Raw genomic sequence first — 14,391 nt, 5'->3', positions numbered from 1 at the left:
TTTGGCGGAAACCTAAAGTCCCAATGCGGCACGGCCGAGGCCGAGGCGCGTGGAATCGTCCTGCGGCGTGTGCACGCGCCCGCACAGGACGTCGCGATAGTGCCGCTCCAGCGGATTGGCGCGGGAAAGGCCGCGATTGCCGGTCAGCGACAGCGCATCCTCGACCGCGGCAACGGCATTGTTGGTCACGGTCAGCTTGATGACGTTGGACTCAGCGGCGGACAGCGCTATGCCGTCGTCGAAATCAGCGGCGAAGGACGAGATCAGCCGCGCATTGACCGCGAGCCGGGCCTCGATGGCACCGAGGATTTCCTGCGCGCGGGGCAACGTCGCGAGCGGCGCGCCGAGGCTGGCCGGGGCGCGCTGCTTCAGGAACGCGATCAGCCAGTCGCGCGCCGCGCGCGCGACACCGTCATAGATCGCTGCGACGAAGACGGTGTGCACGGTCGCCTGCGTGACGTCGGGCGCACGCCAGTCCGCCGGCTTGCGAACATCGACCTCGGCATCGAGCGGGATCACGACGTCGTCGAAAATGACGTCGTGACTGCCGCTGGCACGCAGGCCGTGATGGTCCCAGGTCTCGACGATGCGGGTGCCCGGCAGGCCTGCCGGCACCAGGAACTGCCCGACCCGCGGCTCCGCCTCGTCGGTGCGGGCCCAGACCAGGTACCATTTCAGGATCGGCGAACCCGTCGAATAGATCTTGTGGCCGGAGAGCCGCCAGCCCGTCTCGGTGCGCCGCGCGATCGTCGCCGGCAGGCCGCCGCGCGCAGGCGAGCCGAGTTCGGGCTCGACCCGCAGCGCATTGACGAGCGCGAGGCCTTCGACGGTCTCGCGCGCAAGCTTGCGCGACAGCCGCGCCGGCCAGGTCGGGCTGCGCGCCATGACGAGATGATTGATGTAGTGCATCGACAACACCAGCGCGGTCGACGGATCGGCCTTGCCGACGATGCCGATGACGCGCGCGGCGTAGCGTGCGCCGGCGCCGGCCCCGCCATGAGCTGCAGGAACCGTCAGCGACAGCAGGCCGGCCTCGGAGAGCTCGCGAAAATTCTCGAACGGAAAGCTGCCGGCACGGTCGTGCTCGGCCGCGCGCGCGGCAAAGGCTTCGGAGAGCGCCTCGGCGCGTGCAATGTAGTCGGGCTCACTATGGGCCGCACGGCCTTTGGCTATGGAGGTCACCATGTGGCATCCAATCCCAGAAGGCCGAGGATCTGGCGGCGCAGGTCGGCCAGATACGGATCGCCGCGATGACGCGGATAGGGCCGGTCGACGCGGATGTCGGCTTTCACGCGCGCGGGGCGATCGCTGAAGACGATGACGCGGTTGGCGAGCACCAGGGCTTCCTCGGCATCGTGAGTCACCAGCAGCGTGGTGAACCCCTTGCGCTGCCAGAGCGAGACGAGCTCGGCCTGCATGGTGATGCGGGTGAGCGAGTCGAGCTTGCCGAGCGGTTCATCGAGGATCAGGATCTTGGGATCGTTGACCAGCGCACGCGCCAAGGCGACACGCTGCGCCATGCCGCCAGAGAGCTGGTGCGGATAGGCCTTGCGGAAGGACGACAGCCCAACGAGATCGAGCGCGTCATCCACGCGCTGCCGCTGGCTCTTGAGGATGCCCTGGGCCTCGAGGCCCAGGGCGACGTTGTCCCAGACCGACCGCCAGGGAAACAGGGTCGGATCCTGAAACACGACGACGCGCGAAGGATGCGGACTTCTGATGCGGGACTCGTCCTCCCGCAGCCTTCCTGCCTTGGGCTTGTCGAGACCTGCGACGAGCCGCAGCAAGGTCGACTTGCCGCAGCCGGACGGGCCGAGCAGCGCGACGAACTCGCCGGGCTCGACCGAGATGCTGACGTCGCTGAGCACCGGCAGCTCGGCACCGTCGATGTCGAAGGCGTGGCTGACCTGCTCGATGTCGAGCGCGGCGCCGGCGGCGGGATGAGTGGCGACTTCGGCCAGTGCGGCGGCGGCTACCATTTCACGGTCCCCTTCTGCCAGACCAGCAGGCGGTCGCGGATCGCGAACAGCAGCGTGATCGCGCCGGAGCAGAGCAGCGACATCACGATCAGCGCTGCGTACATGTTGGCATAGGCGGCCCAGCCCTGCGCCCATTGCAGGTACCAGCCGAGCCCGGCCTTGACGCCGATCATCTCGGCAACGACCAGCACGGCGAAGGACGAGCCGAGCCCCATGAACAGGCCGACGAAGACGTGCGGGAGCGCGGCGGGGATCGCGACCTTCAGCACCAGGAAGGACGGCTTTGCGCCCAGCGTGCGCGCGACGTCGTAATAGGCGTTGCTGACGCTCGCAACGCCCGACCAGGTCAGCACGGTGACGGGGAAGCCGGTCGCCAGCGCGATCAGGAAGGTCGAAGCACTCCAGCTCGACGGGAAGGTGAAGAAGGCAATCGGCAGCCAGGCGGTCGCCGGCAGCGGGCCGATGAAGCGCAGCACCGGATGCACCCAATAGCCAACCGCGCGCGACCAGCCGATCGAGACGCCGGTCAGGAAGCCGATCGTGGCGCCGATCAGATAGCCGCCGAGCTGGAGCTTGACCGAGGCGAACACGCTGTCGAGCAGCTTGGGCAGGTCGTCGGTGTAGACTTCGATGATCGACTGCGGCGGCGGAAAGAACGGCAGCGGCAACCAGGCGAATTTTGCGGTGGCAACTTCCCACAAGGTCAGGAAAGCACCGAGCGCGACGAGCCAGGGCGCGCGCTGGTGCAACGCCTTGCCGGCCGAGCCGAGATAATCGGCACCGACCGTGCCGAACAGCGCGACGGCCGCGATGACGAGGGCGGCAATGCCGAGCGAATGCGTGCGCGACCAGTCGCCGACATCGTCCCACCACAGGCAGGACAGGCCGAAAACGATCCAGGCGACGCTGGCGAGAACGCCGACGCCGGATTCCCGGACCCAGCCCGCAAGCAGCGGCGCGCGCGACAGGCGCGGCGCGCCGGAGGCGAGGCCGTCAGACAGCGAATACGTCGACATAGATGCGCTCCGCGAATTTGGCAGTATCGGTGCTCTGCTTGAAGACCTGCACGCTCTTCAAGTCGTCGGCATAGGCCTTGAGCTCGCGCTTCAACACCTCGCCGACGGGATGATGATGGTGGGTGTGGTAGCGCACCATGCCCTCGATGTCGGCGAGCGTCGCCGTCTTCGGCGCGTAGGGCTGGAACGACTTCGCCGTGACGGACGGATTTTGCGAGGTGAACATCGCGGCATCGAGCAGCGCCTGCGTGATGGCGCGCGCGACCTGCGGCTCCTCGCGCACCAGGCTGCCGCGCAGGCCGAGGATGCAGCAGCTCTTGTCGCGATATTCGCCGTCGAGATTGGAGGCAACCTCCTTGTACTGGGTGTCCTTGAGCCACAGATAGCCAAGCGGATCGGACGACAGGAAGGCCTGCACCTCGCCCTTCTCGACCGCGACGTTGAGAAGGTTGCCGGGATAGGCGCGCCAGTCGACGTCCTTGACCGGATCAATGCCGAGCCGGGCGAGCTGGATCGAGAAGAAGTTCTTGTCGGGCCCGGCGAGGTCACCGACTGCGACGATCTTGCCCTTGAGATCGGCGAGCCTGGCAATGCCGGAATCGGTTCGGGTCAGGACGCGCATGCAGCCGCCATGGGTGCCGGCGGCGATCTTGACGTCAAAGCCCTGCTCCAGCGGCTTCAGCCAGCGCAGCGCCATGCCGAGGCCGGCATCGCTCTTGCCGGTCGCGATCGCCTCAAGCAGTTGGTCGGTCGAGCCGGAATAGTTGACGAGCTCGACGTCGAGATTGTGCTTCTGGAAGAAGCCGTGCTCGATGGCGACCGGCACCGGCGCGAGACACACCGCGCCGGCGTTCCACGACAGTTTCAGCTTGCGCGGCGCGCCGGTGAGTGCGGGGCTATCTGCCGCCGTCCGGCACAACGGAAACTCCGAGAGGTCGACACCGGGCGCGATCGCCTGTGGCGCGAAGGCCTGTGCGCCGAGCGCACCGAGCGGCGCCGCGAAAGCCGCAGCCAACCCCGCCTGGAGCAGATGGCGCCGGTCGAGCCCCGATCCGGCGCGCTTGTTCTCGTTGTTCATCGGCCCCTGGCTCCTGCGCTGGCACGTCTCCGCCGTTTGCGCAACGAATGCCGTTGCGCATGTTCCGTGCGGAGCTGCGTTGAGAGAAAGTTTTTCCGTCGGCGCTTCCGGCGCCGCGTTGATGCGATGCGCAAATCATGCGGCGCGCCTGCCGCATCGTCAATGAAATGGAATTTCGAATGTGGCGCGAAGCAAAGTCATTCTCTCCACCGGCGCGTGCAGGAACGATGAAACGATTTCCGCCGATGCATCGGTTGGCAGAGAGCCCTTGCGACTCCCTCCCCTGCTTCATTGTTGCGCAGCATCGGCCGCGCACGCCGCACGTTCTCGAAAACAACGCCTCGCTGAAACGTCCTTGCCTGGCGCAGGCGCAATACGGACGGCCATTTCATTGACTGCGCATCGCGCGCTCATAGACTTGATCGTCCCGCTGCATCGTTCGCTCACGCGCCGTGAGCAAACCAACAAGACAGATCAAGCAAGACAGATCACATGAGCATCAACTCCCACGATCATTCGATCACGCGCCGAATCGCGGCCTCGCTGCTGGCCGCCGCCATCACCTTGTCGACCGCGGCCGCATCACTCGCGGCCGACACCGTCGTGCTGCGCGTCGGCGACCAGAAGGGTGGCAATCGCTCGCTGCTGGAGATCTCCGGCTACGCGAAGGACCTGCCCTACAAGATCGAATGGTCGGAATTCCCGGCCGCAGCGCCGATTCTGGAAGCGCTCAACGCCGGCGCGCTCGACGTCGGCTACACCGGCGACCTGTCCTTCCTGTCGGTCTATGCGGCGGGCGCGCCGATCAAGGCGATCGGCGGCACGCGTTCGGATGCGAAGACGCAGGCGATCCTGGTGCGGCAGGATTCGCCGATCAAGTCGGCCGCCGACCTCAGGGGCAAGCGCCTCGCCGGCACGCGCGGCGGCTGGGGCCAGTTCTTGATCGACGCGACGTTGGAGAAGGCGCAGATCAAGCTGGAGGACGCGACCTTCGCGCCGCTCGGCCCCGTGGATGCCAAGGTCGCGCTGGTCGCCGGCTCGATCGACGCCTGGGCGGTGTGGGAGCCCTATGTTTCCTTCGCGACGCTGAAGGACAAGGCCCGCGTGATCGCCGACGGCGAAGGCCTGACGCCGACCATCACCTTCATCGTCGCCTCCGACAATGCCATCGCCACCAAGCGCGCGGCCGTGCAGGACCTGGTGCAGCGGTTGAACAAGGCACGGCTGTGGTCACTGGATCATGTTGCCGAATACGCCAAGAGCACGGCCGAGCTGACCAGGCTGCCGGAGGACGTGCTGCTGTCGGCCTACACCGCGCAGCGCACCAGCCCGATCGTGATCGACGAGAACATGGTGAAGGAGATCCAGGCAGCTTCGGACCGCTCGACGCGCTACGGCATCCTGCCGAAGAAGCTCGACGTCAACCAGGCCGTCGACCGCAGCTTCACCGCCGCGACCGCGGGATCGAATTAGGCGGAGCCGGCGGGATGCGCAGGCTTCGCCTCAAGGCCGGCCCGCTGCATCTCGCCGCGATCGTGCTCGCGCATTTCGCCTGCATGAGCCTGATCGTGTGGCTCTCGCTCTAACCATCACCAATAGGCGCGGTAGTACGGGCGGGGATACGGCCGGTAGTAACCGTAATAGGGCCGATAGTACCGACGGTAGCCGTAGTAGCGGGGATATGCATAGGCCGGCCCGTAGCCGTAATAGGCCGGCGCATAGCCATAGCCGTAGCCCGGATATCCATAGCCGCCATAGTAGGGTCCGCCATAATAGCCATAGCCGTAAGGCGCGCTGCTGGCGATGGCGCCGCCGATGATCGCACCGGCCGCGAGACCGCCGAGACCCCATCCCCAGCCGCCGCCACGCCAGTGCACCTGCGTGACATCGTCGCCGGCCGCGGCCTTCATGGCCGCGACGTTGGTCGGCAGCGGGGCTGCCGCCACCTGCCCGATTTGGCTGGCGATGACCACGCCCGCCAGCGAACAGGCAATTGCCGTTGTCCAGATCCTCATCGTCTTGCTCCCTGTCTGACGTTTCGTTTGGAAAAGGAACACTCACCATGATCGGGCATCCCCGCGCCAAGTCAAAGCCTCGATTTTGCGTGCGGCGCACAAGAGCCCGAGCATGCCTCAAATGTGATCAGCGGGTCACCGGGAGGCGGCACGCGGCACGACGACGCCGACGGCCGATCACCGCGGCAAAGCATTAAGCTTCCCGCGCGTTCGCAACCAACAACCACCTTCCCGATTTACTATTCGTACCGTTACTATCGGTTCCAATGGTGCGCGGCCGAGAGGCATCTCGCGAGGGCTCCGACTTGCGCCAGAGAAGAGTGGGAGGATGACATGAGTGCCGTCGGAAATGAGCCGCTCGCCCGTCAGGCGCTGGCGTTCGTCCTGGCTGGCGGACGCGGCAGCCGGCTTCTGGAGCTGACCGACCGGCGTGCCAAGCCCGCGGTCTATTTCGGGGGCAAGTCCCGCATCATCGATTTCGCGCTGTCGAACGCAGTGAACTCGGGCATCCGCCGCATCGCGGTCGCCACCCAGTACAAGGCGCACAGCCTGATCCGGCATCTTCAGATGGGCTGGAACTTCTTCCGCCCCGAGCGCAACGAGAGCTTTGACATCCTGCCCGCGAGCCAGCGTGTCTCCGAGAACATGTGGTATGTCGGCACGGCCGACGCGATCTACCAGAACATCGACATCATCGAGTCGCACAACGCCCGCTTCATCGTCGTGCTCGCCGGCGACCACATCTACAAGATGGACTACGAGGTGATGCTGCGCCAGCACGTCGACAGCAGCGCCGACGTCACCGTCGGCTGCCTCGAAATGCCGCGCGCGGAATCCTCGGGCTTCGGCATCATGCATATCGACGAGAACGGCTGGATCCAGGAGTTCCTGGAAAAGCCGAAAGATCCGCCGCCGATGCCGGGCAAGCCGGACGTCTCGCTCGCCAGCATGGGCATCTACGTGTTCGACGCGAAATTCCTGTTCGATCAGCTCAAGCGCGACGCCGAGGATCCGAAGTCCAACCACGATTTCGGCAAGGACATCATTCCCTACATCGTCAAGAACGGCCGCGCGATCGCGCACCAGTTTTCCAGCTCCTGTGTCCGTTCCGGCAGCGATCCCCGCTCCTATTGGCGCGACGTCGGCACGGTCGACGCCTATTGGGCGGCCAACATCGACCTCACCGACGTGGTGCCGGAGCTCGACCTGTTCGACCGGGCCTGGCCGATCTGGTCCTACTCGGAGATCACGCCGCCCGCCAAGTTCGTCCATGACGAGGAGAGCCGGCGCGGCCAGGCCGTCAGCTCGCTGGTCTCGGGCGGCTGCATCATCTCCGGCGCCTCGCTGCGCCGTTCGCTGCTGTTCACCGGCGTGCGCATCAACTCCTATGCCAATGTCGAGAACGCCGTGATCATGCCCTATGTGAATGTCGGGCGCGGTGCGCGGCTGAAGAACGTCGTGATCGACCGCGGCGTCGAGATCCCCGAGGGGCTCGTCATCGGCGAGGATCCCGAACTCGATGCAAAGCGCTTCCGCACCACCGAGCAGGGCATTTCCCTCATCACCCAGCCGATGATCGACAGGCTCAATACATGACGCCTGCTCGCGTCCTCGCGGTCGCCTCTGAAGTCTATCCCATCGTCAAGACCGGCGGCCTCGCGGATGTCGCCGGTGCGCTGCCGATTGCGCTGAAGGCGCACGGCGTCGAGATGCGCACCCTGATGCCGGGCTATCCCGACGTGATGCGGCTGGTTTCCGGCGCAGAGGAGATCCGGCGCTGGCCGGACTATTTCGGCGGGCCGGGCCGGCTGCTCGCCGGCGCGCATGACGGGCTCGACCTGTTCGTGCTCGACGTGCCGCACCTCTATGCGCGGCCGGGCAACCCTTATGTCACGGCCGAAGGCGTCGACTGGCCGGACAATGGCGTGCGCTTTGCGGCGCTGTCGCGCGTGGCGGCCGACATCGGCCACGGCCTCGTGCCGGCCTTCGTGCCCGACATCGTGCACGCCCATGACTGGCAGGCCGGGCTCGCGCCGGCCTATCTGCACTACGACAATCGTCCGCGGCCCGGCACCGTGATGACGATCCACAACATGGCCTATCAGGGCAAGTTCGCTCCCGAGCTGATCGGTGCGATCGGCCTGCCGTGGAGCTCCTTCGACGTCAACGGCCTCGAATATTTCGGCGGCATCAGCTTCCTGAAGGCCGGCCTGCAATTCGCCGATCGCATCACGACGGTATCGCCGACCTATGCGCGGGAGATCCAGAGCGACGAGGGCGGCATGGGGCTCGGCGGCCTCTTGCGCGCGCGCGCGGGCGCATTGAGCGGAATCCTCAACGGCATCGACACCGCGGTGTGGAATCCGCAGACCGATTCGCACATCGCCTATCGCTTCAGTGCGGAAGACCTCGCATTTCGGGCTGCGAACAAGGCGGTGCTTCAGCAACAATTCAATCTCGATTCCTCGGACGAAGCCCCCCTGCTCGGCGTCATCAGCCGGCTGTCCTGGCAGAAGGGGCTCGATCTCCTGCTCGAGGCCATTCCGACCATCTTGCGCGAAGGCATGCAGCTCGCACTGCTCGGCAGCGGCGACCGCGATCTTCAGGAGCGCTATCAGGCGGCGGCACGCGCCAATCCCGGCCGGATCGGGGTCGTGATCGGCTACGACGAGATCCTCGCTCATCTGATCCAGGCGGGCTCGGACGCGCTCATCGTGCCGTCGCGGTTCGAGCCGTGTGGCCTGACCCAGCTCTGCGCGCTGCGCTATGGCGCCGTGCCGATCGTCTCCCGCGTCGGCGGTCTCGAGGATACCATCGTCGACATCGGCGAGGCCGACGCGTCCGGCCGCGATGCCACCGGCTTCAAGTTCGGCCCGGTGACGGCGGATGCCCTCGCCGGCACGCTGCGCAAGGCCAACACGGCCTTCCACGACAAGCTGACCTGGCGGCGGCTGCAACTGAGCGGCCTTGCGACCGACGTCTCCTGGCGCAACCGCGCCGGCGACTATGCCGCGCTGTATCGGAGCCTGATCAAATCACGCCGCGCCTAGCGCGTACCGGCTGAGGGCGCGCCGAATCCATGTTATAGGATCGGCATGGACCCGTTCTTGATCAAGCTGATCGGCTTTGCTGCCGCCTCCTGCACCACCGTCGCCTACGCGCCGCAGTTCATCAAGGTCTGGAAGACCCGCTCGGCGCGCGACATCTCGCTCGGCATGTTCCTGGTCATGGTGCTGGGCCTGGCGCTCTGGCTGATCTACGGCCTGCTCAGCGGCGACGCCCCTCTGATCGCCTCGAACGCCGTCACCATGGTGCTCGCCGGCGGCATTCTGGTGATGAAGCTGAGATACGGGTGAGCTTGCTCGCTCCGCGGATCGTTCTTCAGTCGGGAAGACGAAGCCGCTTGTATTGCAGCTTCACCGCACGGTAGCATTCGCAGGTGGCCTTGCTGAGCTCGGCGACGTTGACGATCTCGATGTGACCGCGGCTGAATCGAATGACGTTCGCTTCCTGAAGAGCATGGGCGACGAACGAGACGCTGTTCCGGCGAACCCCGATCATCTCGGCCATCAATTCCTGCGTGAGCTTGAAGCGGTCGCTGCCGGATAGATCCCGAACACGCAAGAGCCATCGCGCCAATCTCGCCTCGACGGTGTGAGATGCGTTGCAGCCCACGGATTGTTGGGCCTGAACGAACAGGGCCTGACTGTGACGCGTCAGACCATCCCGGAACTCGACACTCTGCTGTGCGAGCGCGCGAAGGCGGGCAGCTTCGACCTGCAAAGCCACACCCGGCACCAATACGACCGCGTGAACCAGTGCGACGGGCTCTCCCAATACGCCAAAAGCAGCCAAAATGCTGTCGGGGCCGACCAACGCCACTTCGATCCGTTCTCCCGCTTCAAGTTCGACAACGAGAGACACGACGGCTGTGAGCGGAAAATGAGCCCACGCAACGGTTTGGCCAAGCTCGATCACCGAAGCCCCCGCCAGAAGCTCGACGGCCTTGAGGTGCGGGCGAATGGCCGCGAAGTCGGCCGGACTGAGCGACTTGAGAAAAGCGTTCTGGAATGGATCCGCCGACGCCATCTAATTCTTCGGAAAAATCACAAAATAATAGACACAACCATAGCGCGACAACGAATCGAGCGAAAACAGACAGAAAAGCGCGCATAAGCACTGTGGCGTGCGCACGAACCGTTTTTCTGCCGATGGTTCACCGCTACTCAACTATCTCAGGAGGCAGTCTGCAACCTTCCGTCGATTTCACTTGCTTTCGCCCTTACCCGCGCCCAAGGTTGTGTGTGCGTTACCGGACATAATTCGGCGGGCCCGGTTGGACTAAGCGATATCCCTCGCTGCCGCTCGGAGCGCATCATGCCCAACCACTACTTCCGGATTACCAATTGCGACGGCGGCATGGTCGAACATCTGGCCGAGATCGCGGACGTGGAATCGGCGTGGGCGGAAACGACGAAAGTTTTCGGGGATCTGGCCCGAGGCTGCGGGCTCAAGGAAAACGGCGAATGGCGGATCGAGCTTCTGGGCTCCAGACGAGAGCCCTTGTATCGCATTCGGCTGCTCGCCGAGACATGTGAGGCCGTCGCATCGGCCGCTTGTCTCGCTGCAGATGCGGGCGAGCCTTACTGACGTCTTACGGCAGCGGAATTTTCCGACGATCCTTATGTCAAAACCTGACATAGTGAAAAAAGACTCGCTATGTGCGGTACTGCTCTTACTGTTGTTCCATTATCGGATATCCGCATGAGGCACCGATAGCTGACAGTTCTTTGCGCTCCCGCCTGTCCCCAGGAGCGAAGAATGAAGAACCTCTTGCTGAGGCAGCTTTCCGAAGCCGATCTCGAAATCCTCGAGCCACATTTGAAGACCGTCGCCTTCGAGCAGCACTCCCTGCTGTTCGAAGCCGACCAGGAAATTCGCTCCGTCTACTTTTCCGCCGGCGCAGTGGTCTCGCTCGTCGTGACGCTTTCGACCGGCGAGATGATCGAAACTGCGATGGTCGGTGTCGATGGCGTCGTTGGTGCAGCCGCGGCCCTGGATGGGCGGATGTCTCTCAGTCGCGGCATCGTTCAACTGGGCGGAAACATCGTCGTCTGCAATATCGATGCGCTGAAGACGGCCGCACTTCACAATCACAAGCTGCTGGCGCTCCTCATGCGGCATGAGCAGGCCGTCGTCAGCGTGAACCGTGACGGCTTGCTGACGGGCGATTCAAGGCTGGCCGCCGAACATGTACGACGCCATCGCGACGTTTGCGACCTCGTCGACGAAGACGCGGTGGCCGACGTCGCTGCCGGCAGCGCCGGCCGCGACCATCAGCGGCAGCAGATGGTCCTCGCGCGGATGGGCCAGGCGCGCGCTCGGCGCGTTCTCCCAATCGACCAGCATCGCGTTGCGGCGCGCCGCATCCGGCGCGCTGATCGCCTCGTTCAGATAGGCCTCGAAATCGTAGGAGACCGGCTTGGACTCCGGCCGGTTGAAGCCGCGCATGTTGTGATAGGTGAGCCCGCTGCCGACGATCAGAATGCCTTCGTCCCGCAGCGAGGCGATCGCCTGCCCGACCTTGATGTGCTCGGCCGCATCGTAGGTCGATTTCAGCGACAAGAGCACGATCGGCATGTCGGCGTTCGGATACATCAGGCCGAGCGGCACGAAGGTGCCGTGATCAAAACCCTGATTGGCATCTTCGCGGCAATCGAGGCCGGCGTGCGCGAGCAGCGCCTTCACCCTGGCTGCGAGCTCGGGCTTGCCCGGCGCCGGATATTTGAGGTGATAGGTATGCTCGGGGAAACCGTAATAGTCGTACACCATCGGCGGATGCGCCGAGGTCGACACGGTGAAGGCTTCGGCCTCCCAATGTCCGGTGATGACGAGCACGGCCTTTGGTCTTTCGGGGAGAAGCTGCGGCAGCCGCCCGAACTCCTCGGCGGTCCTGGCATATTGCACGCGCCGGTCCTCCATGAACGGCCAGGGGCCGCCGCCATGGGACAGGAACAGGGTCGGAAATCGCGTCATGGGCGAAAGCTCGTCTTATTGACAACATGCGCGTGCGAACTGCCCGCACGATCGGCGGCGAGCATAGGCAAACCCCTATGGTTAGCAAGCCGTTAACGATTTGCCTTTCAAAATCCCCGCCATGGCCGAAGCAGTCGGCCAGAAGACGAGGACGTGAGATGAGGAAGTTTGCGCTGGGGGACGTCGTCAACAGTGACAAGGGCCGCCGCGGCGTCGTTCGCGCCGCCTTCAAGTCGCGGGAAGGCCAGCAGTTCTATGCCGTCGAGAAGGACGGCGCGATGGACTATCTGGAGGAAGACCGGCTGAGCCCGGCGCCGCGCGTCGAGCTCGCGGCCTAAGTCCAACTCATTTTCTGCTCTCACTCGCGAGCCGGTCGAGACGCTCCGCGAACGGATCGTCTCCGCTCGCGATGCGATCATTCGTGATCAGCAGCAGGCGATCACCGCCTGCCGCTGCGTCCCAGCGCGGCAGGTCGGGACCGTTGGGATCGCCGCTCCTGGCGAAGTTGATCCAGTAGCTGCGCATGCGGCTTGCGACCTCGCGATCGCGCCGTGAGAAGATGCCGGCACCGGGCACGCCTTCCACGCCGAAGATGAACTGCAATTCCCGCCCGTGACCGCCCTCCGGATTGATGCGCCGGGCCTCCGGCACGTAGGCGAAGCGATAGCGGAAGGCCAGCGCGCCGCTTGCGGCGTGCAGACGAGCCAGCAGTCGCACCGGCTCGGAGAAGACCTTGTCGGTATAAAACCTTGCCGCAAGGTCCGAAGCTCCGGCGAGGTCGGGATAGAGCTTGGGCAGGTCATCGCTGGTGGTGCCGGACGATGCAAGCGCCTCCGCGATGTCAGGTTCGCTGTCGAAATCCGTCTCGTCATCGTTGGAGCCGATGAGCAGGGGAATGCGCCCTTCATGTCCGGCCGCAAAACCTGCGGCGATATCTTCCGTCACAAGGCGTCCATCGATCGTTGGCGCAAAGCCGTGCTGGAATTTCGCGAGCAGCCTCTTTTCGGCGGCAAGCAGCCGTATGGCCTCGATCGCGCGCGCGTTGATCTCCTTGCCGTCCGGGCCGAGCGTCGCGACGAATTGCAGGCCCCAGGCCTCCGCCTCCTGCCGCGAGCGCAGGCGCGCCCGGCCGGGCACCGATTGCAGGATGGCTTTCTGAAACAGATCACGCGACGCCTCGCACAACATCAACAGCGCAATCGACGTCGCGCCCGCGCCACTGCCGAACAGGGTGACGTTCCCGGGATCGCCGCCGAACGCCGCGATGTTGTCGTGGACCCAATGCAGCGCCGCGATCTGGTCCATCAGTCCGTAGTTTCCGGAGCCGCCTTCCGACAGCGCCGGATGCGTGAGCCAGCCGAGCGCGCCGAGGCGGAAATTCACGGTCACCACGATCAGGCCGGCCTGCGCGAGTTTCGCGCCGTCGAACATCGGATCGTTCGCAGTGCCGCCGACGAAGGCGCCGCCGTGAATGAACACCATCACCGGCAGCGGGCCATCGACGCCGAAGGGACGGAACACGTTGAGCGTGAGGCAATCTTCGCTCGCCTTCGGCAGCGACGGCTGGAGGCAGGGCGCGCCGTACTCATAGGCGGTGCGCATCTCAAAGCTCTCGGCCGTTGCCTCCGGCTGGCGCCAGCGCAGCGGGCCGACCGGCGGCGCTGCATAGGCGAGCCCCTTGAAGAAGGCCACCTCGCCTTCGACGCCACCGAGCATCTGGCCTTCGCGCGTCAGCGCGAATGGAAACTGTCCGACCTGCTGGGCCATGGCCGAACCGGCGAGGCAAAGGAATCCGGAAACCACTGTGAGCGCAAGCAGGGACCGCATCTTGGGGATCTCAATGCGCGGAAAAGCTCCCCGGAAGGTTACGTCTACGGCTGACGGAGAAGCAAGCTCCGGCCTTGCGTCTCCCTGCAAGAGCGGGGCGAGGCAGCGCACCTTCGCCGTAGCCAGAGCCCAACTTCATCGCAACAGCTGCTAACCGCCCTTGCCGATCAGCTCCGCCAGTGCGCGCCGCGCGACGATGCCAAGCTCACCAAGGGTGGAGTGTCCCGCTTGCGCCGCCTCGATCAGGCGCTCGGCGATGAATCTGCGGCTGTCGTGATCGCCGCCGTGCGGCAATTGGCGGCACGTCTGCTCCAGGACGACGTCCATGTTCGCTTTCGTCCGCTCACTCAACTCTGTCATGACGCCCGGTCGGTACGCGTGGCTTGTAATCGCAAGCATACACAGGCGGATCGTGCCTGATTAGCCCGGTAAATCACGGC

16 protein-coding genes are annotated in these 14,391 nt (G+C 65.0%); 6 read left to right on the top strand and 10 right to left on the bottom strand.

Translation table 11 applies throughout. The features are described 5' to 3' along the window. Window positions 1–12: 12 nt before the first annotated feature. The 4 genes from BM118_RS12185 to BM118_RS12170 are packed head-to-tail and all read right to left on the bottom strand — an operon-like array spanning window position 13 to window position 4,073. The gene (locus BM118_RS12185) at window positions 13–1,185 is read right to left on the bottom strand and encodes an acyl-CoA dehydrogenase family protein (protein WP_092185499.1); all 1,173 of its coding nucleotides are present in this window, start codon (window positions 1,183–1,185) and stop codon (window positions 13–15) included. Then, window positions 1,179–1,979 (bottom strand): ABC transporter ATP-binding protein, encoded by an 801-nt coding sequence (locus tag BM118_RS12180; protein ID WP_092185497.1) that lies wholly within the window; start codon window positions 1,977–1,979, stop codon window positions 1,179–1,181. The genes BM118_RS12185 and BM118_RS12180 overlap by 7 nt, the downstream gene beginning before the upstream one ends. After that, window positions 1,973–2,995 (bottom strand): ABC transporter permease, encoded by a 1,023-nt coding sequence (locus BM118_RS12175; protein ID WP_092185495.1) that lies wholly within the window; start codon window positions 2,993–2,995, stop codon window positions 1,973–1,975. The genes BM118_RS12180 and BM118_RS12175 overlap by 7 nt, the downstream gene beginning before the upstream one ends. Further along, on the bottom strand, window positions 2,973–4,073 hold the full coding sequence (locus tag BM118_RS12170) for an ABC transporter substrate-binding protein (RefSeq protein ID WP_092185493.1): 1,101 nt from the start codon (window positions 4,071–4,073) through the stop codon (window positions 2,973–2,975). The genes BM118_RS12175 and BM118_RS12170 overlap by 23 nt, the downstream gene beginning before the upstream one ends. Before the next feature lie 492 nt (window positions 4,074–4,565). Here BM118_RS12170 and BM118_RS12165 point away from each other — a divergent pair, with 492 nt between their 5' ends. Beyond that, a complete protein-coding gene (locus BM118_RS12165) occupies window positions 4,566–5,546 on the top strand; it encodes an ABC transporter substrate-binding protein (RefSeq protein ID WP_092185491.1) in 981 nt (326 codons plus the stop codon). 116 nt (window positions 5,547–5,662) lie between these two features. Here the strand turns inward: BM118_RS12165 and BM118_RS12160 are convergent, their stop codons facing one another. Then, complete coding sequence (locus BM118_RS12160; RefSeq protein WP_092185489.1) at window positions 5,663–6,088, bottom strand: hypothetical protein; 426 nt, start codon at window positions 6,086–6,088, stop codon at window positions 5,663–5,665. Window positions 6,089–6,421: 333 nt separating this feature from the next. Between BM118_RS12160 and glgC the strand changes: the two genes are divergently transcribed. From glgC to BM118_RS12145, 3 genes are read left to right on the top strand one after another with little or no spacing between them, the layout of a single operon-like run. Next, window positions 6,422–7,684, top strand: a complete 1,263-nt coding sequence (gene glgC, locus BM118_RS12155) for a glucose-1-phosphate adenylyltransferase (protein ID WP_092185487.1) — start codon at window positions 6,422–6,424, stop codon at window positions 7,682–7,684. Beyond that, the gene (glgA, locus tag BM118_RS12150) at window positions 7,681–9,138 is read left to right on the top strand and encodes a glycogen synthase GlgA (protein WP_092185485.1); all 1,458 of its coding nucleotides are present in this window, start codon (window positions 7,681–7,683) and stop codon (window positions 9,136–9,138) included. Before glgC ends, glgA begins: the two co-directional genes overlap by 4 nt. Before the next feature lie 45 nt (window positions 9,139–9,183). Further along, window positions 9,184–9,444, top strand: a complete 261-nt coding sequence (locus BM118_RS12145) for a SemiSWEET transporter (protein ID WP_092185483.1) — start codon at window positions 9,184–9,186, stop codon at window positions 9,442–9,444. 25 nt (window positions 9,445–9,469) lie between these two features. On the opposite strand, the gene BM118_RS12140 is transcribed toward BM118_RS12145, so the two are convergent. Further along, on the bottom strand, window positions 9,470–10,177 hold the full coding sequence (locus tag BM118_RS12140; RefSeq protein ID WP_092185481.1) for a Crp/Fnr family transcriptional regulator: 708 nt from the start codon (window positions 10,175–10,177) through the stop codon (window positions 9,470–9,472). Window positions 10,178–10,465: 288 nt separating this feature from the next. On the opposite strand from BM118_RS12140, the gene BM118_RS12135 reads away from it, so the two are divergent. Further along, the gene (locus BM118_RS12135; protein ID WP_092185479.1) at window positions 10,466–10,738 is read left to right on the top strand and encodes a DUF6894 family protein; all 273 of its coding nucleotides are present in this window, start codon (window positions 10,466–10,468) and stop codon (window positions 10,736–10,738) included. 99 nt (window positions 10,739–10,837) lie between these two features. Here the strand turns inward: BM118_RS12135 and BM118_RS41310 are convergent, their stop codons facing one another. Both BM118_RS41310 and BM118_RS12125 read right to left on the bottom strand, forming a co-directional pair. Continuing rightward, window positions 10,838–11,272: a hypothetical protein gene (locus tag BM118_RS41310; RefSeq protein WP_177234227.1), complete on the bottom strand. Its 435-nt coding sequence runs from the start codon at window positions 11,270–11,272 to the stop codon at window positions 10,838–10,840. A gap of 48 nt (window positions 11,273–11,320) precedes the next feature. Further along, the gene (locus BM118_RS12125) at window positions 11,321–12,124 is read right to left on the bottom strand and encodes a DODA-type extradiol aromatic ring-opening family dioxygenase (protein ID WP_092185477.1); all 804 of its coding nucleotides are present in this window, start codon (window positions 12,122–12,124) and stop codon (window positions 11,321–11,323) included. 158 nt (window positions 12,125–12,282) lie between these two features. Here BM118_RS12125 and BM118_RS12120 point away from each other — a divergent pair, with 158 nt between their 5' ends. Next, window positions 12,283–12,462 carry a hypothetical protein gene (locus BM118_RS12120; protein WP_027547875.1) on the top strand — a complete coding sequence of 60 codons (180 nt, stop codon included), beginning with the start codon at window positions 12,283–12,285 and terminating at the stop codon, window positions 12,460–12,462. A gap of 7 nt (window positions 12,463–12,469) precedes the next feature. Here BM118_RS12120 and BM118_RS12115 read toward each other — a convergent pair whose 3' ends face one another. Together BM118_RS12115 and BM118_RS12110 are read right to left on the bottom strand one after the other, a co-directional pair. Beyond that, complete coding sequence (locus BM118_RS12115; protein ID WP_177234226.1) at window positions 12,470–13,951, bottom strand: carboxylesterase/lipase family protein; 1,482 nt, start codon at window positions 13,949–13,951, stop codon at window positions 12,470–12,472. Window positions 13,952–14,101: 150 nt separating this feature from the next. Next, window positions 14,102–14,350 carry a hypothetical protein gene (locus BM118_RS12110; RefSeq protein ID WP_092185473.1) on the bottom strand — a complete coding sequence of 83 codons (249 nt, stop codon included), beginning with the start codon at window positions 14,348–14,350 and terminating at the stop codon, window positions 14,102–14,104. Window positions 14,351–14,391 lie beyond the last annotated feature (41 nt).

The sequence above is a fragment of the Bradyrhizobium sp. cf659 genome, from assembly GCF_900113725.1.
Classification (GTDB): Bacteria; Pseudomonadota; Alphaproteobacteria; order Rhizobiales; family Xanthobacteraceae; genus Bradyrhizobium.
Note: the sequence above shows the minus strand (reverse complement) of the source record. Positions and strands in the feature narration are given on the sequence as shown.